Genomic DNA, 26,257 nt, shown 5'->3' on the forward strand with positions numbered 1-26,257 from the left:
GTTATCCCTTGATCGTCGTCCAGGCCTGGGTCCAGGCCGCGTAGTCCTTGCAGGTCACGTCGGTCCGGCCGTCGACGCACTGCGCCAGCGGGGTGGTCCAGTACCAGATCTGGTCGAAGTAGGCCTCGTCCTCGGCGTGGAATGTGGCGCAGTGGTTCTTGTCCGCGGTCAGCGCGCAGGACAGCTTGTTCGACGGCGCCTCACCGAACCACTCGGCGACTCCCGCGTTGGCCTGCGGGCTGATGATGTGGTTCATCCAGAGATACGCGCAGTTCGGGTGCTGAGAAGACGCCGACACCATCCAGGTGTCCGACCAGCCGGTCGCGCCCTCGGTCGGCAGGATCGCCTCGACCGGCGCGCCGTCGGCCTTGGTCAGGTTCGTGATGACCTGCCAGGTGGTGCCGAGCACCGAGTTGCCGGCCTTGAACGCCTGCACCTCCTTGGTGTAATCCGACCAGTACTCGCCGATCAGCTCGCTCTGCGCCTTGAGCAGGTCGACTGCCGCCTGGAACTGGGTGTCGTCCAGCGCGTACGGATTCTTGATGTTCAGTTCCGGCTTGGTCTTCATGAGATAGAGGGCCGCGTCGGCGATGTAGATCGGCGAGTCGTACGCGGTGATCTTTCCCTTGTACGGCGAGCTGGCGTCGAAGACCGCGCTCCACGAGGTGGGCGCCGGGGTGACCGAGTCGGTGCGGTACATCAGCAGGTTGGCGCCACGGCCGTGCGGCACTCCGTAGGCGACGCCGTCCACCGAGTTCCACTGCTTGTTCTTCAGGCCGTCGAAGACGTCTTTGTAATTCGCGATCAGGTCGGTGTTGACCGGGGCCACGTCACCGCCGTAGATCAGCCGCAGCGACGCGTCGCCGGAGGCCGAGACCACGTCGTACTCGCCGGTCTTCATGAGCGCGACCATCTCGTCCGAGGTGCCCGCGATCTTGTTGTTGACCTGGCAACCGGTCTCCTTCTCAAAGCCGGTCACCCAGTCGACCGTCTTGTCGGTGGAGCCGTCCTCGACGTACCCCGCCCAGGACACGATGTTGACCTCGCCCTCGCCGGCGCCGAGCGCCGCGAGCTTGTCGATCTTCGGAACCTCAAGGCCGCCGGGCCCCGCGTTGGAAGAGGAGTCGCCGCCACCGCCACACGCCGCGAGCGTCAGCACGCCCGCCGCCAGCACTGCCGTGAGCCATCTATTCCGCATGCGCGTTCTCCTTCGATTCGGGGATTTCGATCACGTGCTCGTCAAGCCAGTCGAGCCACACCCGCTGACCGCGCAGCTCAGCGAGCGCAGCGGTCCCGGTGCGCCGGTTCTGCTCCACCACGACCACCCGGGCCCCCGCGTCCAGATCCACGACGTACCTGGTCACCGGACCTGCGTAGATCACCTCCGCGACAACCCCGTTTGTCTCTTGCGCTTTGCGCAAATTGATCTTTTCCGGGCGTACGGAATAAGCACCTTCACGTTTGAAGAGCGACACCGCCACGTCGCCGGTGAACACGTTGGACGTGCCGACGAAGCCCGCGACGAACGCGGTGGCCGGTTTCTCGTAGACGTCCTCGGGCGTACCGACCTGGACGATGCGTCCGGCGTCGAAGACGGCGACCCGGTCGCTCATGGTCAGCGCCTCGTCCTGGTCATGGGTGACGAAGACGAAGGTGATGCCGACCTCGCGCTGAATCTCCTTGAGCTCGACCTGCATCTGCTCGCGCAGCTTGAGGTCGAGCGCGCCGAGCGGCTCGTCGAGCAGCAGCACCTTGGGCCGGTTCACCAGCGCGCGGGCCAGCGCGACCCGCTGGCGCTGGCCGCCGGACATCGCGGCCGGTTTGCGATCGCCGAAGCCCCCCAGCTGCACGCTGTCGAGGGCCTGCTCGGCACGTTCGCGGCGCTCCTTCTTCGCGACTTTGCGGACCTTGAGGCCGTACTCGACGTTCTCCCGGACGGTGAGGTGCGGGAAGAGCGCGTAGTCCTGGAAGACCGTGTTGACGTCGCGCTCGAACGGCGCGAGCCGGGTGACGTCCTTACCGCCGAGCTCCACGGTGCCGGCCGTGGGCAGCTCGAAACCGGCGATCATCCGTAGCACTGTGGTCTTGCCGGAACCGGACGGGCCGAGCATCGAGAAGAACTCGCCGTCGGCGATCTCCAGGTCGACGCCGGCCACCGCATCGACGGGGCCAAATGACTTGCGGAGTCCGGTGAGACGGATCGCCGGGGTGGATGACTCGGTCACGTGTTGTCCCTGCCAGGTCGTCGTCGCTCAGTCGAGAGCGAGGTGACGAAAAGGTATGGCGTTATACTTTAAAGGTCAAGGCTCCCCGGTAACCGCTTCGTTAACAGCCGTAAGGAACAATCAAGGCCATGGGGACGGACCGAGCGAGCGCGCGATCCGTGGTTTTCGCGCCACTCGACCCGCACAGTCGCGCCGAGACGGTGGTCCGCCGGCTCAGCGACGCCATCACGTTCGGGCTGCTAGCCGACGCCGAGCAGTTACCGAGCGAGTCGGACCTGGCGGCCCAGTTCGGCGTCTCCCGGGTGACCGTCCGGGAAGCTCTCGTCTCGCTGCGCCACAAGAACCTGCTGGAGACCCGGCGCGGGCGCGGCGGCGGCAGTTTTGTGCGCGCGCCCGCCGACTCCTCCCTGCGCGCCCGGCTCTCCGAGCTGAGCCTGCCCAGCCTGCGCGACTCCACCGACCACTACGTGGCGATCGCCGGAGCGGCGGCCCGGCTCGCCGCGCTGCGGGCCACCCCGGAAGACGTCAAGCGCATCGAGGACGCGGCCAGCGGGCCGCTGCACCGGGTCGAGCGCACGTTTCATCTTGACGTCGCCGCGGCCGCGCAGTCTGCCCGGCTGGCCCGCGAAGAAGTACGATTCGGGGCGGAGCTGGGGACGCTGTTGTGGTCACCGGTGATCCAGCCCGATCCCGCCACGTGCGATCCACGCGACGAGCATCGGGCCATCACCGCCGCGATCGCCGACGGCGACGGGGACCTGGCCCGGCGGCTCACCGAGGAGCACATCGAGCGAGCCGCCGAGCGACTGGTAAACCTGCATCTGACGTTGGTCGAGCCCTAGCGCATAGGTGGGTCCCGTGGGACAGATGACTACCCGCACCGAGGCGCCGGCCGGCAGTGCCCTGGCCGATCACCTCACCACCCTGGCCGAGGAGACGCTCGGCCAGGCCGACCGTCTGCGCCGCCGGGTGGAGAGCCTGCTCGGCCCGCGTGCCGTCTCCGCCGACCTGGCCGCGGTACGCCCCGAGGTCACCGCCACCCTCGGCGGCCTGATCACCGGCGCCGGCGTGATCACCACACCGCTCGCCGACGGGCTGCACGGTCTGGAGTGGTGGATGGGCAGCGGCCCGGCGCCGACCCGGCTCGACCTCGACCTCGACCCGGACGGCGACGACTTCTCCGACATCGGCCGCCAGCAGTGGTTCACCGTCCCGCGCGACACCGGCCGCCGCCACGTCACCGGCCCGTACGTCGACTACGTCTGCGCCGAGCAGTACACACTGACCTTCACCGTCCCGATCGTCCGCGACGGCGCCTTCGCCGGAGTCGCCGGCGCCGACGTCTTCGTCGGCGACATCGAACGCATCCTGCGCCCGGCCATGCGCGCGGTCGGCGCCCCGGTCGCCGTGGTCAACAAACAGGGCCGCATCGTCGCCGGCAACACGGCCCACCACATCACCGGCTCCCTGATCCGCGAACCACACATCCGCGCCGCCCTGCTGGCCGGCGTCGCACAGGCCCTGCCCGAGGGCGTAACCCTGTCCCCGTGCGGCGGCGACCTCCCCCTGGCCGTCCTCACCTGGACCTGAGCCGCGCCGTCCCGCCCCGCGGTCCTGCCATCGGCGACGGGGGCACCGTTGCGCGCGCTTCCTTCACGGTTTCGCCCGGCGAGGGGTCGCCGGGGTCATACGCTACGAGCCACGGCGTGGACGGGGCCATACGCTACGAGCCACGGCGTGGACAGCGTCACACACTACGAGCCACCGCGTAGACGGAGTCACACGCTAGGAACCACGGCGTGGACAGCGTCACACGCTACGAGCCGCCGCGTAGACGGCGTCACACGTTTACGGTCCGTGCGGCTTCACCTAGGCCAGGGCGTGGACGGGGGCACACGCTGGCGTTGTGTGCGACCTGACCCACCCCCAGCCGGTCCGGCCAACCGCCACGAGGCCCCCGCCCGCGCCGCCCCGCGCCGCCCCGCGCCGCCCCGCCCGCGCCGCCCCGCCCGCGCCGCGCCGTCCCGCGCCGCACCGTGCCGCGCCGCGCCGTGCCATGCCATGCCATGCCATGCCGCCCGATCTTGGCTAGTTCTGCCCCACGGAGTGACCGCCGTCGACACGATCTCGCAGACCAGCGCTGACCAGCGCTGACCAGCGCTGACCAATGCTGATTTATCCGATCTGACGGGCGGGCCGGCCGACCATGAGTGGCTTCTCGCCGGCTAAGGGCGGGAACCATTGCCCAAGGCCGCGCCGACACGAGCCGAGTGTGTCGATTTAGGGTGCGCTCCGCGCCCAATGTCGACACGCAGGCCGTAAATCGGCTGCCCGTGTCGGCGCTCGGTGCGAGTCACGCCCAATGTCGACACGCCCGCCGTGACTCGGCTGTTCGTGGCGACTTGAGGTTCGTATCGAGCCCAAAATCAACACGCTTCGGGGGGTTCACTCGCGGGGCGGTCGCTCTGCGTGTCGGCCCGGGTGGGTCGGCGGAATCGTGGCCGATCTTGGTGACTGGCGGAGCCTGGAGGCGGAGCCTGGAGGCGGAGCCTGGAGGCGGAGCCTGGAGGCAGACCCTGGAGGCGGAGCCTGGCGGCACAACGAGACTCCACACATCGGCGACCAACCGGCATCGCCATGACAGCGGGTAACGCTCCCGGCCAGACGTCACCCGGATAGCGGAGTGGCCCCGCTGCGTGCCACCCCGCGGAGCGATGTTCGCAGCCGCGCCAACTCGACACGGACGGCGCTTTCTCGGGGCGCGTGTTGAGTTGGGGTGCGGATCGCGCCCTTACTCAACACACAAGCGTGCGGGCCGAGCGAGGACGGGCGCGGGCAGGCGCGGCACGGGCAGGCGCGGGACGGGCAGGCGCGGGACGGGCAGGCGCGGGGTGGGCGGGGGTCAGTCGGGGCGGATCCAGCCGAGCATGCGGGAGTAGAGGTCGTCGGGGCAGAGGCCGTCGTGAACCGCGTCGGTCAGGACCGCGCCCAGGTAGATCGCGAGGCTGATCCGTTCCGGGCGGTACTGCGCGATCAGCTCGTCGCGCGCCGGGGCGCAGGGCCACGGCTCGCCGCAGCCCTGGCAGGACCAGGACGGGCGCAGGTAGAAGTGCTCGCCCACCGGCATCACATCCCCCGGAGATTCACTCCGTGCACATGCGTGAGGACTCTGAGTAATTAGCATGCACCCGAATCGGCAATAGCGCGCATGTCGCGTACCGGACAGATCGCCCTGGTCTCCGGTGATCATCAATGTCATACCGTGGGCGGATGGAGATCCGCCTCTGGTCCGTCGTCGCCGAGCCGGTCGCGCTCGCCGCCGCCGGTCGTGGTGCGGAGGAGGCCGGCGGCACCGGCGCGTGGTTCGCCGTGGGGCCGGACGCTGTCGTCGTGATCGTCGCGGCCGGTGTGCGTACCGCTGAGGATCTGACCGTGCCCGGACCGCTGCCGCGCCTGGTGGAACGGCGTCTCGCGCAATCACCGCAACCGTTGATCCTGGCTTTCGCCCGGCTTCCGGAAGGGTGCCTCGCGCTCGGCGCGGCCCAGGTGACCCGGCTCGGCCGCCGCCGCGGCGCACTGCACGACCTCGGCCTCTGCCTGGACGCGCCACTGCCTTACGAACTGCTTGATCGGGTACGCCCTACCGGCCCACCCGGGCCGCAACCGCCCATCGACTGGGTGAACCTCCTACCGGGTGACCCCGGCACGGCGCTGCGGCAGTTCGTCGACGGCTGGTACGCGGACATCCCACCCGTCGCCGAGGAGAGCATCCCGGCCGCCACCGGGCCGGAGCCGTTGCGGGCGTTCCAGCGGGCCGCGGCCGGCCGGCCGGCGGTGCACGGCCGCAGCCTGCAGATCTTCGGCGAGGCGGTGGCGACCAGCGAGCCCGGGACGATCGCGTTCGGCCAGGATGACGACGGCATCTTCACGCTGCTCACCGAGGCTGCCGGCGACGATCCGCCGGTCTGGTACCACGGGCTCAGCGATCAGCCGTTGCGGGAACGCGAGCGGCTCAACGCGTACCTTCTGCTCGCGACCTTGACCCACGCCGCGATCGACTCCTCGCCCGGCGGCATGGCGTTCGTCGACCGCGCGCAGGTCAAGCGGATCGTCGCGCCGCTGCGCCGGGTGCCGCTGCGGCCGGCGCGCTGGCCGTGCGTGAAGTCCCGCTTCTACGTGGGGCCTGGCGTGGTGGCGCTGGTCGGCGAGGCGGACGGCGACTGGTACGAGGTCTACCTGGGCGCCCGGCATCGCTCCCTGCTGCGCCGGCTACGCAAACTAGGCCTGGACTGGGAATCCTTCGACGGCTGAGACCGCTGAGGCAGCCGAAGCAGCTGAAGCAAGCGAGACCACTAAAAGCCGAGACCGCTGAAGCGGCGGAGACGCCCCGTGGACAACTCAGATCATCGCGATCGTCCGCGGCACCTCGTCCACGAGTTCGCGAGCCAGGAATCCGGTCCGGCTGAACGCCGGGGCGAGACGACGGCCGCTCATCGAATGCGCGTACGCCGCCCAGCACGCGGCCTGCGCCGGCCCCGCACCGCGCCCGAGCAGCCCGGCGACGATGCCGGCGCGCACGTCACCGCTGCCGGAGGTGCCAAGCCCGGCGTCGGCGCTCTCCTCCCGCCAGCAGCCGCCCTCCGGCTCGGCGATGTGGCCGTAGAGCGAGACCACGGCCCGGTAGCGCTCGGCCAGTTCACGGGCGGCGCCCGCGAGGTCGTCGCCCGGTTCACGGCCCAGAAGATGGCCGGCTTCGGTCACGTTCGGGGTGAGCACGGCGCGACGCTGCCGCAGCGACTCCGGCGCCTTGCTGAGCGCGCCGAGAGCGTACGCGTCCAGCACCACCGCCGTGTCCTCCCGAGCCTCGCCGAGCACCGAGCCCATCAGCCGGACGCTGTCGTCGATGTCGTCCAGGCCCGGGCCGAGCAGGATCACGTCGGCCTCGCGGACCAGTTCGAGGATCTCGCCGGTCGCCTCGCCCGGCGTGGTCAGGCCGACCACGAGGGCCTCCGGCACCGCGATGCTCAGCGCCACCGCCGCTTCGTCGGCGACCGCGAGCTGCAGCCGTCCCGCGCCGGCCCGCAGCGCCGCCACCCCGGCCAGCAGGACCGCGCCGGGCGTACGCCGGGCGCCGCCGATCACCAAGATGGTGCCGCGCGCCTCCTTGGAACCCTCCGGGTCGGGCAGCGCCCAGTCGCTCAGCAACGCCGGGGTGATCACCTTCTCCTCAGACGGGCTCGGCATTGACGTCCTCCTGCCGGGTCGGCTCGGTGTCCGCGCGGTGCAGGTGCTCGACCGCGTTGAACAGCTCCGGCTCGAGGTGCTCGCCGGCGCGCTGCCAACTGCTCAGCGAACAGTTCGCGATCGCCGTCCGGTGGGCGAGCTCCATCAGGTCCTGTTCGAGCAGGCCCTCGACGAGGTAGCGGACCATCAGCACTGTCGCCTCGTGCGCGAAGAGGACGACCCGGCCACCCGGATGATCCTCGCGTACCTCGCGCAGCAGGGCCCGCAGGCGCAGCAGCACGTCGGCCCAGGACTCACCGCCGGGCGGCCGGTAGTAGAACTTGCCCAGCCGGGCGCGCCGCGCTGCCTCGTCCGGCAATCGGGCCTGCACACCTCGCGCGGTCAGCAGGTCGAGTACGCCGAGTTCCCGGTCACGCAGCCGCTCGTCGACCACGGTCGTGACCCCGGAGCCGGCCAGGGCGATCTCGGCGGTCTGCCGGGTCCGCAGATAGGGCGAGACGATCGCGATGTCCGGCCGGTGCTCGCGCAGCAGGTGACCCACCGCCTCGGCCTGTTCCCGGCCGGTCTCGGAGAGCGGCACGTCGGCGTCGCGCTCCGGAATGTCGATGCTCTCAGCGCCGCCGGCTTCCGCCTCCTGCGCGGTGACGTTGCCGGTGCTCAGCCCGTGCCGGACGACGGCCAGCCAGTCGAGTTGCTCCATGGCAACGGCCTATACCCGCAAGCCGCCTCGGAACACCACCCGGCGGGATCTTCAGACCGGCGCGCACGCGGTGATCGCTCGTGCCTGGCCGAGGAGCTGATCGCGGGTCCGGGTCAGCTCCTCGATCGCGACTCGCATCGACTCGGTGCCGCGGACGTCGCCGGCCAGGTCCCGCAGCGTGGTGAGCACGTCGACGGTGGCGGACATCTGCCCGGCGGTCGTGGTGAGACGCCGAACCATCTCCGCACGCGCAAGCGACAGCAGTGGGTCCACCGGGGTACCTCCGGGTTGAGGCGGCCGGCGCGGCCGCGGTTGGATCACTGTTCGGCCGCTGAAGCCTGGCCCTGAGAGGACCGGCGATTTCGTCAAAACCGGCCCGCCGCGACCGATGAATGGGTCATGCACTTCTGGAGTCGCCGCCCGCTGGACCTCCCCTTCGTGGCGTCGCTCGGGCTCTTCGTGTTCATGCTGGCCTGGTTCGTGATCGGGCTGGCGCACGTCTGGCCACACCCGATCATCGGCTGGCTGCCGCTGCCGGTGCTCTCCGCGCTGACCACGTACCAATGCTGGCTGACCGCCCGCAGTCCCGCGCTGGACGACACCACCCGCAGGTTCTGGGGGCAGCTCGGCATCGCCTGCGGTCTGCTGATCTTCGGCTCGATCAGCAACATCGTCGACGCGTTCGCCGGGCCGGTGATCAGCCAGGCGCTCAGCATCCGCACCCAGCTCATATTCGGCGCGGCCCTGCTCGTCGTCATGGTGGCGCTGCTGCGCCTGCCCACCTGGCAGCGGACCTCGGGCGACTGGCTCCGGTTCGGCCTGGACACCGGCATCGTCGCGCTCACCGGCACGGTCCTGCTCTGGTACTTCTCGTTCAGCCGGATCGACTTCGCCACGTCGGCGGACGTCACGCCGCGCTCGGTCATGGTGATCATGATGGTCGCGGTGGTCTCGCTGATCACCTTCGTGAAGGTGGCGTTCGCCGGCGCCGGCCGCCTGGACCGCGGCGCCCTGCACATCCTCTCGGCCGGTGTCGGCCTCTCCGCCTCGACCGGCGTGCTGGCACCGCTGATCGCCGACAAGCCGCACCTGGCGGCCAGCCTGGTCGCGTTCCCGATGTCGCAGCTCACCGCCACTCTGGCGGCCCGCCGGCAGCGGCACAACGGTCCGGCGCGCGAGACCGCGCGGCCGGACCCGCGCCGGTTCAGCCTGGTGCCTTACCTCTCGGTGGCACTTCTGTACGGGGTACTGCTCAAGGTCGAGCTTCCCCGAGGCGGAGCGGAGACCATGCTGGCCTGCTCGGTCACCGGGCTCACCCTGCTGGTCGTGCTGCGCCAGATCACCACGCTGCGCGACAACAGCCGTCTTCTGGACACCGTCGACACGAATCTCGAGCAGCTTCGTGCGTACCAGAAACAGCTGGACCACCAGGTCACGCATGACGCCCTGACGGGGATCAACAACCGATCAGCGTGGGCTGACGAGATCTCCCGGCGGCTCGCCGGCGGCGAGCCGTTCGTGGTCGCCCTGCTCGACCTCGACGACTTCAAGGTGATCAACGACCGGTACGGGCACCACACCGGCGACGTGCTGCTCCAGACGATCAGCAAGCGGCTGCGGGAGCGGCTGCGCCCGGAGGACACCGTGGCCCGGCTCGGTGGCGACGAGTTCACCCTGCTGCTGCCCGGCCTGGACGACGAGGGAACCGAGGAGCTGCTGCGCGCTCTGCTGGCCGAGGTGCAGTGCCCGGCCATGGTCGAGGGACACGACCTGACGCCCCGGATCAGCGTGGGTGTCACCGCGAGCCGGCCCGAGGACACCGCCGGCGAGGTGCTGCGCCGCGCCGACGTGGCGATGTACGCCGCGAAGCGCGGGGGCGGCGGCCGGTGGACCTGGTTCGACACGGTCATGGACCAGCTCGCCGACAGCGACGCCCGGCTCGGCGCCGACCTGCGCCAGGCCATCGTCCGGGACCAGCTCTTCCTGGTCTACCAGCCGATCGTCGAGCTGCCGAACGGCCGGATCGCCGGTCTCGAGGCGCTGGTCCGGTGGCGGCACCCGGAGCACGGGCTGATCCCGCCGGGCATCTTCATCCCGCTCGCCGAGCGCAGCGGGCAGATCGTCGAGCTGGGCCGCTGGATCGTCGAACAGGCCGTCCACCAGACCGCGCGATGGGTACGCGAGTACGGCGACGAAGCCCCGGAGAAGGTCAGCGTCAACGTCTCCGCCCGGCAGCTCAACGAGCCGGGTTTCCCGGCCGAGATGGCGGCGCTGCTCTCGGCTGCCGGACTCGACCCGGAACGCCTCGTGGTCGAGGTGACCGAGACCGCGGTGCTCGGCACCGGCATCGCCCTGGACGCCGTGCGCGCGCTGCACGATCTCGGCCTGCCTATCGCGCTTGACGACTTCGGCACCGGCCAGTCGTCGCTGAGCCTGCTGGTGGACTGCCCGGTCACCTGGCTGAAGGTGGACAAGTCGTTCGTCGACGGGGTGACAACGGACAGCCCGCAGGCGGTGATCGTCGACGGGCTGATCGGGATCACCCGGGGGCTGCGGATGCAGGCGGTGGCCGAGGGCGTGGAGACCGCCGAGCAGGCCGAGTGGCTGTACCAGGCGGGGTACCGGTTCGCCCAGGGCTATCACTTCGCGCGCCCGATGCCGCATTCCGACGTCGAATTGCTTTTCGGAGGGATTCGCCCGGACAGCTCATTGCTGGAGATCGCACGCCGATAGGTGAAGTGATGAACGTTCGGCAGAAGCTTCTGGGCGGGTACTTGCTGGTGGCTCTCCTGCTGGTGGCCACCGCGTTCATCGCCTGGCACGCTGACAACGCCTCCGCGGAGAAAGCCGCCGCGGAGGAGGCGGAACAGCTCGCCATCGGCGTGGCCGCCGACATCGGTTACGGCCTGCCGGTCAGCACGCAGGACGCGATCCCGATCCCGCTCTACTACAGCCAGACCGGGCTCGCCAACTATCTGCAACGGATGCACGAGACCCAGCACCGCGACGTCGTGGTGGTCGACGCCGCCCGGTACATCCTCGGTGACGTGATCCAGGAGAACGTCGGCGACATCTTCGACCACGACACCGGCAACGAGGTCAGCAAGACCATGGAGGACGGCGTCGCCCGGGTCTTCGTCGAGACCAGCGTGGATTACCCGGAGGGCATCAAGCAGGTCGTGGTGCCGATGCGCAGCGGCGCCGGCGCCATGCTCGGCGCGGTCATCCTGGAGTACACCCCGCTCTACGACCAGATGATGGCCGGCGCCAAGCGGGCCCAGAAGATCATCCTCGCCAGCTCCGCTGTCGCTCTGCTTCTGGTCCTGCTGATCGGGTGGCTGGTGGCCGGCTCGGTCACCCGGCGGATCTCCGCGCTCACCTCCGCGGTCCGGGTGATCCGCAGCGGCGATTACTCGCACCGCGTCACGACGGACGGCCGCGACGAGATCGGCACCCTGGCCCGCGCCTTCAACTCGATGGCCGAGCAGCTGGAACGCTCGGCGCGGGAGATCCTCGCCAAGGAGTACACCGACAGCATCCTCGCCAATGCCGGCGAGGGCATCTGCGGCGTCGACAGCACCGGCCGGATCGTGTTCGCCAACGAGGCGGCCGGGCGGATCACCGGCGTCGGCGTCTCCGGGCTGCTCCAGCGGGAGGCCACCACGCTGCTGCCGGAGGCCGCCGGCGGTCTCACTGTCGGCAACCGCGAAGGCCGCCTTCAGCGCCCGGACGGCACCGCGGTACGCGTCGAGTACACGGTCAGCACGATCGAGAAGGAGGACCGCCCGATCGGCGCCGTCGTGGTGCTCCGCGACGTCAGCCGGCAGCGGGCCCTCGAATACGACCTGCGGCACCAGGCCCTGCACGACGGGCTGACCGGGCTGCCGAACCGCAAGCTGCTGCTGGACCGGCTGGAGCACGCGCTCACCCGGTCCCGCGCGGCCGGCGAGGAGATCGCGGTTCTCTACCTGGATCTGGACGGGTTCAAGCGGGTCAACGACAGTCTCGGGCACAACGCCGGTGACACGCTTCTGCGTACCGCTGCGGAGCGGCTCACCGGGGTGCTGCGGCCACACGACACCGTGGCCCGGCTCGGCGGTGACGAGTTCGCCGTGCTCCTCGAAGCGGCCGGCCTGTCCGTCGTCGAAGCGCTCGCCCGGGCCTGCCTGGACGCCCTGGCCCGGCCGTTCCTGCTGCACCACCGGGAGGCGGTGGTCACGGTCAGCATCGGCGTGGTGCCGGACGCGGCCCAGTACACCGACGCCGACGAGGTGCTGCGCAACGCCGACGTCGCCATGTACGCCGCCAAGGACGAGGGCAAGAACCGGTTCATGATCTTCGAGAACCGGATGCACGAGCAGCTGCTCAGCCGCATCGACCAGGAGACCCGGCTGCGCGAGGCGGTGGGCCGCGGCGAGCTGCGGCTCTATCTGCAGCCGGTGGCCGGCCTGCCGGACGGCCGGATGCACGGCGCCGAGGCGCTGGTCCGCTGGCAGGACCCGCAGCGCGGCCTGCAGCAGCCGGGCTCGTTCATCCCGCTCGCCGAGGAGACCGGGATGATCATCGAGATCGACAGGTGGATGCTGCGCGAGGCGTGCCGGGTGGTCCGCCAGTGGCAGGACCTGAACCCGCGGACCGCGCCGGCCTTCGTCAGCGTGAACCTCTCCGCCGCCCACCTGGAGCTGGCCGACCTCACCGAGCAGGTGTCGATCGCCCTCGCCGAGACCGGCCTCTCGCCGCACTGCCTGGTCCTCGAACTGACCGAGACCGTGCTGATGCGCGACGTGGCGGTCACCTCGGCCCGGCTGGAGGAGCTGCGCCAGCTCGGCGTGAAGATCGCCATCGACGACTTCGGGACCGGGTACTCGTCGCTGGGCTATCTGCGCGACATCCCGGTCGACGTGCTCAAGATCGACCGCTCGTTCATCACCGGCCTGGTCGGCAACGGGCGGCAGCAGGAACTGGTCAGCGCGGTGATCCAGCTCGGGCACACCCTCGGCCTGCGCGTGGTGGCCGAGGGTATCGAGGACAGCGATCAGCTCACGCTGCTCACCGTGATGGGCTGCAAGTTCGCGCAGGGATATTTCCTGGGCCGCCCGGAGCCGGCCGCGACACTGTACGAGCGGCTCAACGCCGAGGTGCTAACGCCGTAGGTACAGGTCCCGCAGCAGCGCGATCTCGGCGCCGTGGTGGATGATCTCGCGGTTGATGTGCAGGATCAGCGCGCCCATCGAGGCGTCGCCGTACCCGTCCTCGCCGCTGGGCCGCAGCAGGCCCTCCTCGCCGAGCGCCGCGACGCCGGCAGTCCACGCCTCGTAACCCGCTTCGAGCTGGGCCAGGGCCTCGGCGGCGCTGCCCGCGTACTCATGACGCAGGTAATCCATCTTCACGCCCTGGAAGTGCCGGGCCACCCGGACGCCGAGCACGCCCACGATGATGTGGCCGAGACGCCAGGCGATCGTGGTGACCGGCGCCGGATCCGGCGCCGGGTACGCCCAGTCGAACACCATGTCACCGCCACCGGCCGCCATCGGGGCGCTGCTCGTGCCCCTCGGCCGGACGCTCCACGCGTTCGGAACCGGCTCCCAGAAGTACTCGTCATCGGTCAAACCGTCGAGCCGGGGACGCAGCCGGCTCCGCCAGTGCTGGTCGAGTTGCTGACGCAGTTGACCGTTCCAGTCCGTGCCCATGTGCTCGACCCTAAACGCAGAACCCTGGGCCGGGCTGCCCAAATGCGCAGCCCGGCTGCCACCCGAGTTGCTCCGGCGGGTTACGCCGCGAGGTCGACCCTGGTGCCGAGGCCGCGGCGTACCGCCTGGTCGATCAGCAGCCGTGCGGTGGCCAGGTCCTGCAGGCCCACACCGACCGAGTTGAACAGGGTGATCTGCTGGGGCGTCTGCCGGCCTGCTTCGAGGCCGGCCAGCACCTCGCCGAGCTCCAGCCGGAAGTGCTCCCCGGTGACCGCGCCCTCGGCGACCGCCAGCACCGCCTCGCCGGACTCGTGCATGGTCGTGGCGTACGAGTCGACGACCACCCGGGCGCGGGCCACGCCGGCCGTGTCGATCTCGCGGTGGTCCGGGCGGGGCGGGGCGCCGACCGCGTTCACGTGCAGGCCGGGCAGGAACCAGTCGCCTTTGACCAGCGGATCCTTGGACGGAGTGAGTGTGCAGAGCACGTCCGAGGCAAGAGTGACCTCCCTCGGGCCGGCGAGGACCCGCACCTCACATCCGAGATCCTTCTGAAGCCGGGCAGCGAGCTCGGCAGAACGAGCGGGCGTCCGGCCCCAGAGCACCACCGCGTCGAACGGATGCACGGCCGACAACGCGTGCGCGTGCGCCTCGGCCAGCGGCCCGGCGCCGATCAGCCCGAGGACCCGGGCGTCCGGCCGGGCCAGCGCGCGGGTGGCGACAGCGGTGGCGGCGGCCAGGCCGGCCGGTTCGGAAACGGCGGTCATCGCGACGAAGGTGGCGTCGCCGAGGATCGCCGACGCCGGCGCCGGAAGGGCGGCACGGCCGTGCGCGAGGTCGATGTGCGCCTGCTCGACCGCGGCGATCACGTCCTCGACGCGCAGGAGCGCGAGCACGTCGGAGCGGTTCAGGATGAGCGTCATGCGGAGTTTCTCCAGGTTAGGCGGTACGCGCGAACGGCACGCTCAGTCCGGACGGTGCCCGGCTCCGACCGGCCAGTCCGCTCACCGCGAGCAGCGCGATCACGTGCGGGATGGTCCCCAGCAGCGGCGCCGGAAGGTGCAGGCCGACCGCCGGCGCGGCGAACTGGAGTGCCTGGGCCACCCCGAAGAACAGGCAGGCCAGCACGGTCGGCCAGGCCCGCCAGCGACCGGCGATGACGGCGAGGTATCCGACGCCGCCGGTGATGTTGTCGCTGAACGCGTGCACCTCGGCGAGGGCCAGACCCGTGTTGACTTGTGCGGCAGCGCTCATGGTCGCTCGAAGGTCTCACCAACGACCGTAAGCGCGAGCCCACCGTGACCTTGAGTCGCGCCACAAGCCTGCCGCGATCAAAGCGCTGGAAAAGGGACGGCCACCGCCCACCCGGGCTGATCGGGTGGACGGTGGCCGCGTTCAGCGGGGATGGTCAGCTCTGGACGAACACCGAGACCGTGCGGGCCGGGACCGTGAGGGTGCCGGTTGCGGACGTGAAGGACGCGGTGCGGACCAGTGCGTCGGCCGACTGCTGCTGGATCGGGTGCAGGGTGACCTTCTTGCCGGTCAGCGCCGTGACCTTCTGGGTGGCCGCCGACGGGGTGGCGTTGAAGACCACCGTCACCGACTTCCACTTCGGGTCGAGGCCTCGGCCGTCAAGCGTCATGGTGATCACGCCGGGGGTCTCGTTGCTGCCTGCGAGCGGGAACGAGAGGCGCTGCTGCACCTGCGCCGCGGTCGGCAGGCCGAAGACCGGCGTCGACTTCCGGATCTTCAGGAGTTCCTGGTACCGGCTGTCCGAGAGGTTGACGGCCTCACAGGACGGGACCAGTGCCGGGTCGGCCAGCAGGGGCTTGGCGTACGCGTACTTCGACTCGTTGTCCGGCTTGGGCGGCAGACCCTTGCCGAAGCCGTTGCCCTTCGTGCAGTCCCACTCGATCGAGTTGAACCAGTCACCGGAGTTGTACGAGTTCCGGTCCAGCGACTTCGAGCGCAACCGCTCGCTGCCGGTGGTCACGAAACCCACGCCCTGCCCGAGCACTGTGGTGGCCAGCGCCACCGACTGCGCCCGTGCCCGTTCGAGTGCCGTGGTCTGCTGCGGCAGCTTGAAGGCGAGCGAGTCGTACAGAATCTCGTTGTCGTGCGCGTCGACGTAGGTGATCGCCTCACCGGGCGCGGCGTTGTAACCGGCCGGCGAGCCGTTGTAGTCGACCTCGTCGCCCCGGACCACCGAACCCGTGGAGGAGGGGAATGAGTACGAAGCCAGGTTCCCGCTCAGACCCACTTTGATCAGGTCCTGGTAGTGCAGCAGGCGCGTCTTCTGCTCCTCGGCGGAACCGTTCACCGCGTCCCCGTTCGGGTCGGTGAGCAGGCCGGACGCGAAGCCCTGAACCCGCGGGTTCTCGTCGAACGGGCCGCCGCCGCGTACCGCGTCGCGGAGCCGGTCGTTGAACGTGCCGATTCCGGTTCCGGCCATCTCGGTCTGCGAGGCCTGCACGAAGCGCGCGTTGTTCGCGACCTCGCCGAAGTTCCAGCCCTCGCCGTAGACGTAGATGCTCTTCCCGTCCACGCCGTCACGGGCAAGGGTGAGCCTGTCCAGCGCCTTGCGGACCGCCAGGATGTTCTCCTTCGGGTGGTGGCCCATCAGGTCGAACCGGAAACCATCGACCTTGTACGCCTTCGCCCACGTCACGATCGAGTCGACCACCAGTTTGCCCATCATCGCGTTCTCCGGCGCGGTGTTGGAGCAGCAGGTGGAGTTGGCGACGGTGCCGTCGTCGAGCAGCCGCTGGTAGTACCCCGGCACGATCTGGTCGAGCACCGACTTGCCGTCGGTGCCGGACGCCGACGTGTGGTTGTAGACGACGTCCATCACCACGCGCAGGCCGGCCTTGTTGACCCCGGTCACCATGTCGCGGAACTCGCGGGTCCGGTTGGCCGGGTCCACGGCGTACCCGCCCTCCGGGACCGTGTAGTGCAGCGGGTCGTATCCCCAGTTGTATCCGTCGGTCGCGGCGACCGCGGCGACGCAGGCCTGCTGCTCCTCCGAGTCGGCCGGGAACGACGCCAGGTCACACGCCGGCACGGCCTGGTCGGCCCGGTTCTCCGGAATGGTGGCGAAGTCGAACGCCGGCAGCAGGTGCAGGTGGGTCACCCCGGCGCCGGCCAGCTCCTTCAAATGGGTCATGCCCCGGGAAGAAGCAGCCGTGAACGCGCTGAACGTTCCCCGCTGCGCCGCCGGCACCGACTCGTCGGCGATCGAGAAGTCCCGGACGGACAGCTCCGAGATCTGAATCTTCGCGGGCGCGGTGGCGGCCGGCTTCTTGAGCTTGTCCCAGCCGGCCGGCTTGCTCGCCGCGTCGTCCAGGCTGACGAACCGGCTGCGGGTGGAGTCGGTGGACAGCGCGACCGAGTACGGGTCGGTGACCGACGCCGTCACGATCTGATGCGTGGCCGGCTGCCAGGCGGTAACCCGATATTTATAGAAATTACCGGTCTTCAGCCCCTTCGCCGACCACACGCCCGTGCGGTCGTCCCGGGTCATCGGCTTGAGCACCGCGGACGCCGACGTCGCCGCGTCGAAGATCTCCAGCTCCACCGACCGTGCCGTCGGCGCCCAGACCGCGACACCGTCCCGGGTCGGGCCGAGATCGGCGTTCGTGGCCGCCGAATAGACGTCGTCCAGCACCCCGGACAGCTGCACCCCGGTCGCCGACAACAGCTTGCCCTTGGCATCGCGCTCGGTGACGACGACCTGCCCGCGCAGGATCTCCTTCACCAGCGCCGAGTCGAACTTGAACGCGCCGTACTGCCACAGATGCGGGAACTTCGCCCGCTGAGCCTCGGTGAGTCCGTCACGCCGCGAGGAGAGACGAACACTTCGGTACGCCCCGGTCAGCTCACCGTCCTGCACACCGATCCCGCCCGCCGGGGCGTAGACCAGGTCGTAGACCTTGCCGTCGGTGCCGGCGCCGACCGGCTCCAGGGTGTCCCCGGTGCTGGTCTTCCACGCCACCGTGCTCCGGTCGATCCAGACCGCCCGTGACTTCGCGACGTCGATCTCGCCGGCCCCGGCCGTGGTCTTCACCAGCGGCAGCAGACGGGTCTCCTGACCGCCGAGCAGCCAGACCTCACGCCCGGCCTTGCCGAAGTCGAGCGACTGGTCGGTGGGCAGATCCTTGGCGTCACCGTTGTGGATGATGTAGCTCAGCGAGGTCGCCCCGGCCACGAGCGGCACCTCGAAGACCGCGCCGAACGAGTCGATCCGCACCGGTAGCAGCGGGCTGGCCCAATCGGTCGGGTTGGCCGCGCCCTCCCAGAGATGCAGGCCCCAGCCCGCGTAGTTCCCGTCGGCCTTGCGCCAGTGGATGATCGCCGTGTTCGGGTCCTGCGTCGGGTCCGGTTCACCGGTGGCAGCCTGACGAGTCGGATAAATAGATGAATCGCCCTGCTTGATCCAGATTTCCGGGTTCTCCCCGACGTTGATCGTCCGATCCGCGTCGGTGTCCTTCACACCGTCGTCGCTGACCACGATGAACCCGACACTCTTCGCGCCCGGCTTCAGCTTCACATAGGCGAAGCGTCCGTACGCGTCCTCGCCGGCGAACGGCTGACCGTCCGGCCAGGTGGTCGACATCGACGGGTCGACGTCGCCCCAGACATAGAGGTTCTGGTCGTCGTATCCACCGGCCGGGCGCTGGTAGTGGACGACCGCGTAGCCCGCCGTGGTGGACGTCGCCTCGGGCGTGCCCACCGTGATCCTGCTGGTGGACGACGCGAGCCGGCCCTTGCTGTCACGCACCACTGCCTTGTACCGCACTTCGGTGCCGCCGGCCAGCCCGGTCAGGTCGTGGTAGACCCGGTAGGGCGCCTTGCCTGCGGTGCCGACGAGCTTCCACGCGCCGCCCGCGACCTGCGCCGCGAAGGTGACGGTGGCGAGCGGGTCGCCAGTCGTCTCCGCGACGAGTTCGGTCCGGGTCGGCACCTGGGCGTCAGCCGCCGGCGCGGTGATCGTCACGGTCGGCGCGGAGCCGGCGGAGGCCAGCGGAGTCCCCGCCTTGAGAACCACCGACGAGAGCGCCGGAACGGTAACCGTGATCTTGCCGTCGGCCACCGTGGCGGCAGCAGTCGTGCCGTAGATGCCGGTGAGAGCTCCGGCCGACGACACCGGGAACGTGACGGTCTGCGTGATGGTCGCGTTGTTCACCGCGACCACGTACTCGCGGCGGGTGACACGATCGATCCGGGATGCGGCGAACACACCCTGACCCTCGGCCGCGTACCGCGTGACCTGAACGCCGTCGACCAGGGCCGGGTTGGCCTTGCGCAGCTTCGCGAGGTCGGCGATGGTCCGGTACAGCGGGTGCTGGGTGTTGTAGTTGTCCACCGCGTGGGTGCGGTCGGTGCCGATCAGGTCGTCGTCCAGGTAATCGGCCGACTTGGTGGCGAACAGATCCTGGCGGGCGTCCTTGTCGCCGCCCGGACCGGTGAAGCCCTGCTCGTCGCCGGAGTAGACGACCGGCTGGCCACGGGTCAGGAACATCAGCTCGTGGGCGAGCTGGTCCCGCTTGAGCTGGGTGTCGGCTGTCGCGGCCGAGGCGATGAACGAGCCGATGCGGCCCATGTCGTGGTTGCCGAGGAAGGTCGGCAGCCGGTCGGCACTGGTGTCCCGCGCGGTGTAGAGGTCGTCCTTCCCGTACAGATCGGAAAGGGCCGTCGCCGCGCTGGCGCCGGTCACGAAGCCTTTCGCGGTCTCCTGGAAGGAGAAGTCGAGGGTGGCCGGCAGGCCGCCCTCGCGCACGTAGGTTGACTGGATCTCCTGGTCGGCGCTGTAGACCTCGCCGAACATGAAGAAGTCATCACCGGCGACCTTCTCGATGCCCTGGGCGAACTGCGGCCAGAACTCCAGGTTGGTGTGCTTGACGGTGTCCAGGCGGTACCCGTCGATGCCGGTGTTCCTGACCCAGTCGGCGTAGATCTTCGTCATGCCCTTCACGACCTCGGGACGCTCGGTCCACAGGTCGTCGAGGCCGTAGAAGTCGCCGTACTCGCTGTTCTCGCCGGCGAACGTCGAGTTGCCGCGGTTGTGGTACATGTTCGGGTCGTTGAGCCAGGAGGGCGTCTTGGCTTTCGCGTCCGATTTCTCAGGGAAAATCGGCGTGTAAGGGAAAGACGTCGCATCCGTCTCAGGGAATGACGAACCAGACGCGTAGTTCGCGTCCTCGAACGGCTGGCCCTCGGTGTCCGTGTACGGCGACGTCTCCTTGTCGACGTACGTGTACTCGTTCTCCGCGTACTGGATCACGTCCGCCGTGTGGTTGACGATGATGTCCAGGAAGATCTTCATGCCCCGCTGGTGCGCGAGCTTGACCAGCTTCTTCAGGTCGGCGTTCGTACCGAAGTGCGGGTCGACCTGGGTGAAGTCGGTGATCCAGTAACCGTGGTACCCGGCCGAGACGTCCGTGCCGGTGCCCTGAACCGGGTTGTTCTTGAAGACCGGCGCGAGCCAGATGGCGGTGGTGCCGAGGCCCTGGATGTAGTCCAGGCGGTCCATCACGCCCTTGAGGTCGCCGCCGTGATAGAAGCCCTTGTCCGTCGGGTCGTACCCGGTGGAGAGCCGATCGCCGGACAGTTTGCCCTTGTCGTTGGACGTGTCGCCGTTGGCGAACCGGTCCGGGAGGACGAAGTAGTACTGCTCGCTGCCGGCGCGCTGGTCGGACCCCCAGCTGGCGATGACGGCGGCACTCGGTTCAGTGTTCCTGGAGGGCGCGGCGGACGCCGGCACGGCTATGAGTGGGAGCAAAAGGCTGAGCAGAGCGACGCTCAGCCGTCGTTTTCTCGGTGCCACTTAACAACCCTTCGGGTGTTGGCGGACGGACCACACCTGGAAGGTAGGACCATCACCGTCGATTTCGATAGATCCATCGACGCCGGCCTTGATGGTCTCGGCGCCGCCGTACAGGTTGTCGCCCCAGGCGTGCGGGGCCAGGCCGGTCACGCGTACCGGAGGACCCGCGGCCCGGCGGGCCGCGACCAGGACGATGTCGTCGCTGGTCTCCCGGAGGAAGACCAGCAGGTCACCGGCGGCGTGCACCCAGCGCAGGCCACCGTCGCGCAACGCCCGGGTGCCGCGCCTCAATCGCGCCAGCGCGCGATAACGAGCCAGGGTGCGCATGTCCCAGCCGTCGGTCTCATTCCAGGGCATCGGGGTACGGGAATGCTCGCCATTGACTCCGGACAATCCCAGTTCGTCACCGGCGAAAATCATCGGGGTGCCGGGAAGGGTGAAGAGCAGCCCCGCCGCGACCTCGTGACGGTCCGCGCCCCCGACAACCGAACGGATCCGCGGGGTATCGTGCGAGCTGAGGATCTGCCACGAGCTGGTGAACGCCCGCCACGACGTCTGTGCCGAGAACGCGGTCATGGTCGCGACCATCTCGCCGGCGTCCCGGAACGGGATCTCACCCGGCACGCCCAGGAAATCGGGGAACGGCACCTCGTCGGCGCGTAGCCAGCTCCACACCGGACGGGTGAAACCGGCGTAGTTCATGGTGCCCTGCCAGCCGTCGGCGTCCAGGTCACGGGTGGCGTCGTGGCCGTGCTCGGCGAGCAGCATCGCGTCCGGGCGTACCTGCCGCACGGCCCGGTGGAGCAGTGCGGCGACCTCGTGGGTCCAGTTGTCGGCGCCGCGGCGGCCGGTCATGTTCGCCACGTCGATGCGCCAGCCGTCCAGCGCGTAGGGGTACGTCAGCCAGTGCTGGGCCAGCTTCCCGAACCGGCGGCGCAGCTCGGGGCTGCCCCAGTTCAGCTTCGGCAGGCTGGGTACGCCGAGCCAGGACTCGTACTCTCCCTGGTCGCCCCAGTAGAAGAAGTCCTTCTCGGAACGGAACCACTCGTGGGCGTCGCCGGTGTGGTTGGTGGTGAGATCACCGAGCAGCCGCATGCCCCGTGCGTGCACCGCCTCGCTGAGCCGGACCAGCGCCTGGTCGCCGCCGAGCAGCGGGTCGACAGTGCCGAAATCGGAGCCGTCGTACCGGTGGTTCGACTTCGAGGGGAAGAACGGCGTCAGGTACACCGTGTCGGCGCCCAGGTCAGCGACGTGATCGAGGTGTTCGGCGACGCCGTCCAGGTCACCGCCGTACAGCTGAGTGGCGGCCAGGGGGCCGTGCCCTGCGACCGGAGTGCCCCAGTCGCAGCGCACGGCCCAGTCCGGGGTGGCGCGGTCGTCAGCGGCTGCCGAGCGCGCGAACCGGTCCGGGAAGATCTGATAGACGATCGCGTCCCGCGCCCAGTCCGGCGCAAGCGTGTGGGTCACCAGCCGGAAGTCCGTCGCGTCCGGCAGGTCATAGGAGGTCAGACCCCATCCGGTGAGCCATCTGACCGCTCCGCTCACGCTCCGGATCAGAAAACGGTACGGAGTTACCGGATTCCGTGCTTCGAGTTCCGCTCTCCACCATTCGCCGGTCGCGTCCCGCCGGTCGAGCACTGCCGAACTGAAGACCGGCTCGCCGTCGCGCACCGATCGCAGGTGCATCCGGGACACCCGGGTGCCGGCCGGCACCCGGACGAAGAGGCTGACCGTCTCCCCCAGCGCGGGCGACGGGTTCGAGACGTAGAGCCCGGACCCGTCGTGATGCGGGTTCATCCCTTCACCGCGCCCGCGCTGAGTCCCTCCACGATGTAGCGCTGGAGGTACATGAAGACGCCGACCGTGGGGATCGCGGTCAGCAGGGTGCCTGCGCAGAAGACCCCGAAGTTGGTGTCCCGCTCCCCCGCCACCAGGCCGTAGAGGCCGACGGCCAGGGTCTTCGACTCGCTGTCGGTGAGGAACACGTTGGCGATCAGGAACTCGTTGATCGTCCCGATGAAGGCGAGCAGCCCGGTGACGGCGAGGATCGGCGCCACCAGCGGCAGCAGGATCTTGAAGAAGATCTGCGGGTGCGACGCCCCGTCGACCACCGCGGACTCGTCGAGCTCCTTCGGGATGGTGTCGTAGAAGCCCTTCATGAGCCAGGTGTTCACGCCGAGCGCGCCACCGAGGTAGAGCAGGATCATGCCCCACCAGGTGTTGAACCCGAACGCGGGCCACAGGTCGGTGATCGTCGAGAACATCAGGAAGATCGCCACGACGGCCAGGAACTGCGGGAACATCTGGATCAGCAGCAGGGACATCAGGCCGATCCGCCGGCCTTGGAAACGGCGGCGGCTGAAGGCGTACGCCGCCAGCGCGGAGAGGAAGACCGACGCCGCGGCGGCGACCCCAGCGATGATCACCGAGTTGAGGAACCAGTACGCGAAGTTGGTGTCCCGGAACAGCTTTACGAAGTTCTCCGCCGACGCGCCGGTCGGTACCAGCGTGCTGGAGGAGAGCGTGCCCTGCGGGTTGATCGCGGCGGAGAAGACGAACAGCAGCGGGCCCAGGGCGAACCCGAGGCCGAGCAGGCCGACCAGGTGCCGCCAGCCGACCTGCTTGATCCAGCGCGTCACGAGTAGACCTCCTCCAACTGCCGGGTCCGGCGGAAGCTGATCGTGGAGACGACCGCGACGATCAGGAAAATGAAGATCGAGATGGCGGCCGCGAACCCGTACTGCGCGCCGGAGCCGCCGAAGGCGAGCCGGTACGTGTACGTGATCAGCAGGTCCGTCGCCCCGTTCGTGGTGTTGTCCGCCGGGAACGGTGCGCCCTCGGTGGTCAGCCAGATCGCGTTGAAGTTGTTGAAGTTGAACGCGAACGACGAGATCAGCAGCGGCGTCAGCGGGATCATCAGCAGCGGCAGGGTGACGCTCTTGAAGCTCTGCCAGACACCGGCGCCGTCCACCTTCGTGGCGTCCAGCAGCTCACCCGGGATGGCCTGCAGCGCACCCGTGCTGACCAGGAACATGTACGGGTAACCGAGCCAGAGCTGCACCAGGATCACCGCGATCCGGGCCGAGGCGGCGCCGCCGAACCAGTCGACTTCCGTACCAAAAAGGTTGTTGATCAGTCCGAAGTCGGTGTTGAACATGTCCCGCCAGACCAGCAGCATCGCGAACGCCGGCATGGCGTACGGAAGAACCAGCAGGATCCGGTAGACGTTGCGGCCGCGCACCTTCGCGGAGTGCAGGGCCAGGGCGATGAACAGGCCCAGGATGAAGGTGAATCCGGTGGAGCCGATCGCGAACGCGAAGTTCCAGATCAGCGTCTCCAGGAACGGCCCGGAGATGCTGTCGTTGGTCAGCACCCGGGTGAAGTTGTCCAGCCCGACGCCGACCTTCCAGCCCTGGGCGAGGCGCTCGCCGTCGGCCGCCACGAACTGGCCTTCGTTGTCGTCCGCCTTCCACACCTTGCCGCTGGTGGTGTCCCGGATGCTGTCGGTGGCGGCGTCGTAGGCGCGCCCGGCCTTGCCTTCATATGCCCGGGAGAGGCCGGCCGAGCGGATCGCGCCGCCCGTTGTCGGCACCGTGAAATCAGTGATCTCCTGGCTGCGGACGCTGGCCTGACCGGCGTTGAGCACGGTGTAGCCCTCGGCCGCTGTCACCTTGCCGCTTGATGTCGCGGTGACGGCACCGGCCGGCTTCAGGCCCTCCGCGTCGCCGACCGAGACCGTCTTGGTGGCCGGGTCGGTGATCAGGAAGACGATCGGTCCGGTTGCCGGGTCGCCCTGTGTCGCGATCGACAGCGCGTACTCGGTCGAGCCGGGAACCCGGGTGACCGACGCCGTCTGGATCGCGACGATCGCGTCCTCTTTGCTGCCCCGGTGCCCGTCGCCGAAGTTGGTGAACGCCGTGCTCGCGGTGTACAGCACCGGGAACAGCTGGAAGACCACCAGGAACAGGGTGCCGGGGAACAGGTACTTCGCCGGGATGTGCCGCGGCGAGAGGTAGATGTAGAGGAGCGCAACGGTCGCCGCGACCAGGACGGCCAGGCCGGCCCAGTGTCCCTCGGCGATCAGCGGGAAGGCCGCCCAGATCGCGATCGCGACGGAGAGGCCGAGCAGCAGGACCTTGGCGAACTGCCCTTTCAGGTTTGTGGAACGTTCGTGGCGTGGCCGGTGCTCGGAGGGCTCCGGTTCGGTGACGGGGAGGGCCCGCCGCGCGGGCCCTCCGAGCTTCGTCGTCATTACTTGATCGAGCCCGAGATCGTCGTGCCGGCGGCGGTGACGGTCTTCTCGGCGTCGGCGCCACCGATGACGGCGGCCTCGGCCTTGCCGAACGGGTCCCAGATGGCGGCCATCTCGGGGATCGCGGGCAGCGGCACCGCGTTCTTACCGGCGTCGACCCACTTCTGGAGATCGGCGTCGGCACCCTTGACCTGGTCCAGCGCGGCGGTCAGCGCCGGCGGCCGGGGCTCGGCGTTGTAAAGGGCCACGGCCAGCTCGGGGGTGGTCACGTAGTTGGTGACGAACTCCTGCGCCAGTGCCTTGTTCTTGCCCTTCGCCGCGACGTAGAAGGTCTGCACACCGAGGAACGGGGTGGCCTCCTTGCCGCCTTCGAAGCCGGGAACCGCGCTGATGTCGTACTTGAGGTTCGCCTTCTTCACGTCGGTGACCGCCCACGGCCCGGAGACCAGGTACGCGCACTTCTTGCTGGTGAAGGTGGCGATGGAGTTCTCCGGGGTGATCGAACGCTTGAGCGCGCCGTCACCCTTCTCGCCGAGAGCGCTGAGCTTCTTGAACGCCTCGACCGACTCCGGCTTGCCGACGCCCAGGTCCTTGGCGTCGTAGTCGCCGGCCGCGTTCGTGCCGAACAGGTAACCGCCGGCCGAGCTGTAGAACGGGTACGCGTGGTACGCGTCGCCGTTCTGCCCGACCTGGAGGCAGAGCAGCTCGGAGACCTTCTTGTCGGCCTTCAGCTTCTTGGCGCTGGCCACGAGGGCCTCCACGGTGGCCGGAGCCTCCGGGGCCAGCTCGGTGTTACGGATCAGGCCGAGGTTCTCGGTCGCGTACGGAACGCCGTAGGTCTGGCCGTTGAACGTGACCGCCTTGATCGCGTTGGCCGCGATGCCGTTCTTCTGCTCATCGCTGAGCTGCACCGGGTCGATGGCGCCGTTCTGGACCAGGTTGCCGATCCAGTCGTGTGCGCCGACCACGACGTCCGGGCCACTGCCCTGCTGGGACGCGGTCAGGAAGGTGGTCTGCTGGTCCTTCGAGATGGCCTGGACCTTCACGGTCACGCCGTTCTCGGTGCCGAACTTCTCGGCGAACGGCTTCAGGGCGGCGGAACGCTTGTCGTCCGCCCAGATCACCAGCTCGCCGGTGGCCGCGGCGGCCGAGGGCGCGTCGCTGGCCGTTTCGTCCTTGCTGCTGCCACAAGCGGCGGTTCCGACCAGCGCCACAGCGCAGACCGCAATCACACCCGCGGTTCGGATGCGCATCGATGAGCTCCTGTCATGAGGTTCTGCTCTTGCCTGGGAAATTCGTGCCAAGAAAGGGCGGGCACGGCAGTAG

The 26,257-nt window shown here is 69.3% G+C and carries 19 protein-coding genes; 5 read left to right on the plus strand and 14 right to left on the minus strand.

Annotated elements, in window-relative coordinates:
- Position 1: 1 nt before the first annotated feature.
- Entirely contained in the window at positions 2 to 1,198 is a 1,197-nt protein-coding gene (locus ACQP2E_RS28795; protein ID WP_433826080.1) for an ABC transporter substrate-binding protein, read from the minus strand.
- Positions 1,188 to 2,225, minus strand: a complete 1,038-nt coding sequence (locus ACQP2E_RS28800) for an ABC transporter ATP-binding protein (RefSeq protein WP_433826081.1) — start codon at positions 2,223 to 2,225, stop codon at positions 1,188 to 1,190. Before ACQP2E_RS28800 ends, ACQP2E_RS28795 begins: the two co-directional genes overlap by 11 nt.
- A 128-nt stretch (positions 2,226 to 2,353) precedes the next feature.
- On the opposite strand from ACQP2E_RS28800, the gene ACQP2E_RS28805 reads away from it, so the two are divergent.
- Together ACQP2E_RS28805 and ACQP2E_RS28810 are read left to right on the plus strand one after the other, a co-directional pair.
- Entirely contained in the window at positions 2,354 to 3,067 is a 714-nt protein-coding gene (locus tag ACQP2E_RS28805) for a FadR/GntR family transcriptional regulator (RefSeq protein WP_433826082.1), read from the plus strand.
- A 25-nt stretch (positions 3,068 to 3,092) separates the two neighbouring features.
- A complete protein-coding gene (locus tag ACQP2E_RS28810) occupies positions 3,093 to 3,815 on the plus strand; it encodes a cache domain-containing protein (RefSeq protein ID WP_433826083.1) in 723 nt (240 codons plus the stop codon).
- Between the two features lie 1,312 nt (positions 3,816 to 5,127).
- On the opposite strand, the gene ACQP2E_RS28815 is transcribed toward ACQP2E_RS28810, so the two are convergent.
- Complete coding sequence (locus ACQP2E_RS28815) at positions 5,128 to 5,346, minus strand: hypothetical protein (protein WP_433826084.1); 219 nt, start codon at positions 5,344 to 5,346, stop codon at positions 5,128 to 5,130.
- Between the two features lie 149 nt (positions 5,347 to 5,495).
- Here ACQP2E_RS28815 and ACQP2E_RS28820 point away from each other — a divergent pair, with 149 nt between their 5' ends.
- The gene (locus ACQP2E_RS28820) at positions 5,496 to 6,536 is read left to right on the plus strand and encodes a hypothetical protein (RefSeq protein ID WP_433826085.1); all 1,041 of its coding nucleotides are present in this window, start codon (positions 5,496 to 5,498) and stop codon (positions 6,534 to 6,536) included.
- A gap of 87 nt (positions 6,537 to 6,623) precedes the next feature.
- On the opposite strand, the gene ACQP2E_RS28825 is transcribed toward ACQP2E_RS28820, so the two are convergent.
- The 3 genes from ACQP2E_RS28825 to ACQP2E_RS28835 are packed head-to-tail and all read right to left on the minus strand — an operon-like array spanning position 6,624 to position 8,442.
- Positions 6,624 to 7,469, minus strand: coding sequence for an NAD(P)H-hydrate dehydratase (locus ACQP2E_RS28825; protein ID WP_433826086.1), 846 nt, complete (start codon positions 7,467 to 7,469; stop codon positions 6,624 to 6,626).
- Complete coding sequence (locus ACQP2E_RS28830; RefSeq protein ID WP_433826087.1) at positions 7,453 to 8,169, minus strand: histidine phosphatase family protein; 717 nt, start codon at positions 8,167 to 8,169, stop codon at positions 7,453 to 7,455. Before ACQP2E_RS28830 ends, ACQP2E_RS28825 begins: the two co-directional genes overlap by 17 nt.
- Before the next feature lie 51 nt (positions 8,170 to 8,220).
- Positions 8,221 to 8,442, minus strand: coding sequence for a hypothetical protein (locus ACQP2E_RS28835; RefSeq protein ID WP_433826088.1), 222 nt, complete (start codon positions 8,440 to 8,442; stop codon positions 8,221 to 8,223).
- Between the two features lie 126 nt (positions 8,443 to 8,568).
- On the opposite strand from ACQP2E_RS28835, the gene ACQP2E_RS28840 reads away from it, so the two are divergent.
- A complete protein-coding gene (locus tag ACQP2E_RS28840; protein WP_433826089.1) occupies positions 8,569 to 10,902 on the plus strand; it encodes a putative bifunctional diguanylate cyclase/phosphodiesterase in 2,334 nt (777 codons plus the stop codon).
- An 8-nt stretch (positions 10,903 to 10,910) separates the two neighbouring features.
- Entirely contained in the window at positions 10,911 to 13,322 is a 2,412-nt protein-coding gene (locus ACQP2E_RS28845; RefSeq protein ID WP_433826090.1) for a putative bifunctional diguanylate cyclase/phosphodiesterase, read from the plus strand.
- On the opposite strand, the gene ACQP2E_RS28850 is transcribed toward ACQP2E_RS28845, so the two are convergent.
- From ACQP2E_RS28850 to ACQP2E_RS28885, 8 genes are all read right to left on the minus strand, one after another.
- Positions 13,311 to 13,859: a DinB family protein gene (locus ACQP2E_RS28850; RefSeq protein WP_433826091.1), complete on the minus strand. Its 549-nt coding sequence runs from the start codon at positions 13,857 to 13,859 to the stop codon at positions 13,311 to 13,313. The two genes, ACQP2E_RS28845 and ACQP2E_RS28850, sit on opposite strands and share 12 nt — an antisense overlap.
- Positions 13,860 to 13,939: 80 nt before the next feature.
- On the minus strand, positions 13,940 to 14,779 hold the full coding sequence (locus ACQP2E_RS28855) for an ornithine cyclodeaminase family protein (protein WP_433826092.1): 840 nt from the start codon (positions 14,777 to 14,779) through the stop codon (positions 13,940 to 13,942).
- 16 nt (positions 14,780 to 14,795) lie between these two features.
- Positions 14,796 to 15,110, minus strand: coding sequence for a hypothetical protein (locus ACQP2E_RS28860; RefSeq protein ID WP_433826093.1), 315 nt, complete (start codon positions 15,108 to 15,110; stop codon positions 14,796 to 14,798).
- Between the two features lie 154 nt (positions 15,111 to 15,264).
- On the minus strand, positions 15,265 to 20,658 hold the full coding sequence (gene pulA, locus ACQP2E_RS28865) for a pullulanase-type alpha-1,6-glucosidase (RefSeq protein WP_433834078.1): 5,394 nt from the start codon (positions 20,656 to 20,658) through the stop codon (positions 15,265 to 15,267).
- A gap of 21 nt (positions 20,659 to 20,679) precedes the next feature.
- On the minus strand, positions 20,680 to 22,476 hold the full coding sequence (locus ACQP2E_RS28870) for a glycoside hydrolase family 13 protein (RefSeq protein WP_433826094.1): 1,797 nt from the start codon (positions 22,474 to 22,476) through the stop codon (positions 20,680 to 20,682).
- The gene (locus tag ACQP2E_RS28875; protein ID WP_433826095.1) at positions 22,473 to 23,318 is read right to left on the minus strand and encodes a sugar ABC transporter permease; all 846 of its coding nucleotides are present in this window, start codon (positions 23,316 to 23,318) and stop codon (positions 22,473 to 22,475) included. Before ACQP2E_RS28875 ends, ACQP2E_RS28870 begins: the two co-directional genes overlap by 4 nt.
- Positions 23,315 to 24,931, minus strand: a complete 1,617-nt coding sequence (locus ACQP2E_RS28880; protein WP_433826096.1) for an ABC transporter permease subunit — start codon at positions 24,929 to 24,931, stop codon at positions 23,315 to 23,317. The genes ACQP2E_RS28875 and ACQP2E_RS28880 overlap by 4 nt, the downstream gene beginning before the upstream one ends.
- Positions 24,931 to 26,184: a sugar ABC transporter substrate-binding protein gene (locus ACQP2E_RS28885; RefSeq protein WP_433826097.1), complete on the minus strand. Its 1,254-nt coding sequence runs from the start codon at positions 26,182 to 26,184 to the stop codon at positions 24,931 to 24,933. The genes ACQP2E_RS28880 and ACQP2E_RS28885 overlap by 1 nt, the downstream gene beginning before the upstream one ends.
- Positions 26,185 to 26,257 lie beyond the last annotated feature (73 nt).

Origin of the sequence: Actinoplanes sp. CA-015351, assembly GCF_050955685.1 — a bacterium.
In the GTDB taxonomy this organism is placed as follows: domain Bacteria; phylum Actinomycetota; class Actinomycetes; order Mycobacteriales; family Micromonosporaceae; genus Actinoplanes.

What these genes read in the sequence shown, in the direction of transcription:
- ACQP2E_RS28860 (WP_433826093.1), bottom strand. Translation starts at nt 15,110, where the DNA reads ATGAGCGCTGCCGCACAAGTCAACACGGGTCTGGCCCTCGCCGAGGTG.
- ACQP2E_RS28845 (WP_433826090.1), top strand. Translation starts at nt 10,911, where the DNA reads ATGAACGTTCGGCAGAAGCTTCTGGGCGGGTACTTGCTGGTGGCTCTC.
- ACQP2E_RS28870 (WP_433826094.1), bottom strand. Translation starts at nt 22,476, where the DNA reads ATGAACCCGCATCACGACGGGTCCGGGCTCTACGTCTCGAACCCGTCG.
- ACQP2E_RS28850 (WP_433826091.1), bottom strand. Translation starts at nt 13,859, where the DNA reads ATGGGCACGGACTGGAACGGTCAACTGCGTCAGCAACTCGACCAGCAC.
- ACQP2E_RS28880 (WP_433826096.1), bottom strand. Translation starts at nt 24,931, where the DNA reads ATGACGACGAAGCTCGGAGGGCCCGCGCGGCGGGCCCTCCCCGTCACC.
- ACQP2E_RS28795 (WP_433826080.1), bottom strand. Translation starts at nt 1,198, where the DNA reads ATGCGGAATAGATGGCTCACGGCAGTGCTGGCGGCGGGCGTGCTGACG.
- ACQP2E_RS28885 (WP_433826097.1), bottom strand. Translation starts at nt 26,184, where the DNA reads ATGCGCATCCGAACCGCGGGTGTGATTGCGGTCTGCGCTGTGGCGCTG.
- ACQP2E_RS28810 (WP_433826083.1), top strand. Translation starts at nt 3,093, where the DNA reads ATGACTACCCGCACCGAGGCGCCGGCCGGCAGTGCCCTGGCCGATCAC.
- ACQP2E_RS28825 (WP_433826086.1), bottom strand. Translation starts at nt 7,469, where the DNA reads ATGCCGAGCCCGTCTGAGGAGAAGGTGATCACCCCGGCGTTGCTGAGC.
- ACQP2E_RS28805 (WP_433826082.1), top strand. Translation starts at nt 2,354, where the DNA reads ATGGGGACGGACCGAGCGAGCGCGCGATCCGTGGTTTTCGCGCCACTC.
- ACQP2E_RS28820 (WP_433826085.1), top strand. Translation starts at nt 5,496, where the DNA reads ATGGAGATCCGCCTCTGGTCCGTCGTCGCCGAGCCGGTCGCGCTCGCC.
- ACQP2E_RS28830 (WP_433826087.1), bottom strand. Translation starts at nt 8,169, where the DNA reads ATGGAGCAACTCGACTGGCTGGCCGTCGTCCGGCACGGGCTGAGCACC.
- ACQP2E_RS28855 (WP_433826092.1), bottom strand. Translation starts at nt 14,779, where the DNA reads ATGACGCTCATCCTGAACCGCTCCGACGTGCTCGCGCTCCTGCGCGTC.
- ACQP2E_RS28840 (WP_433826089.1), top strand. Translation starts at nt 8,569, where the DNA reads ATGCACTTCTGGAGTCGCCGCCCGCTGGACCTCCCCTTCGTGGCGTCG.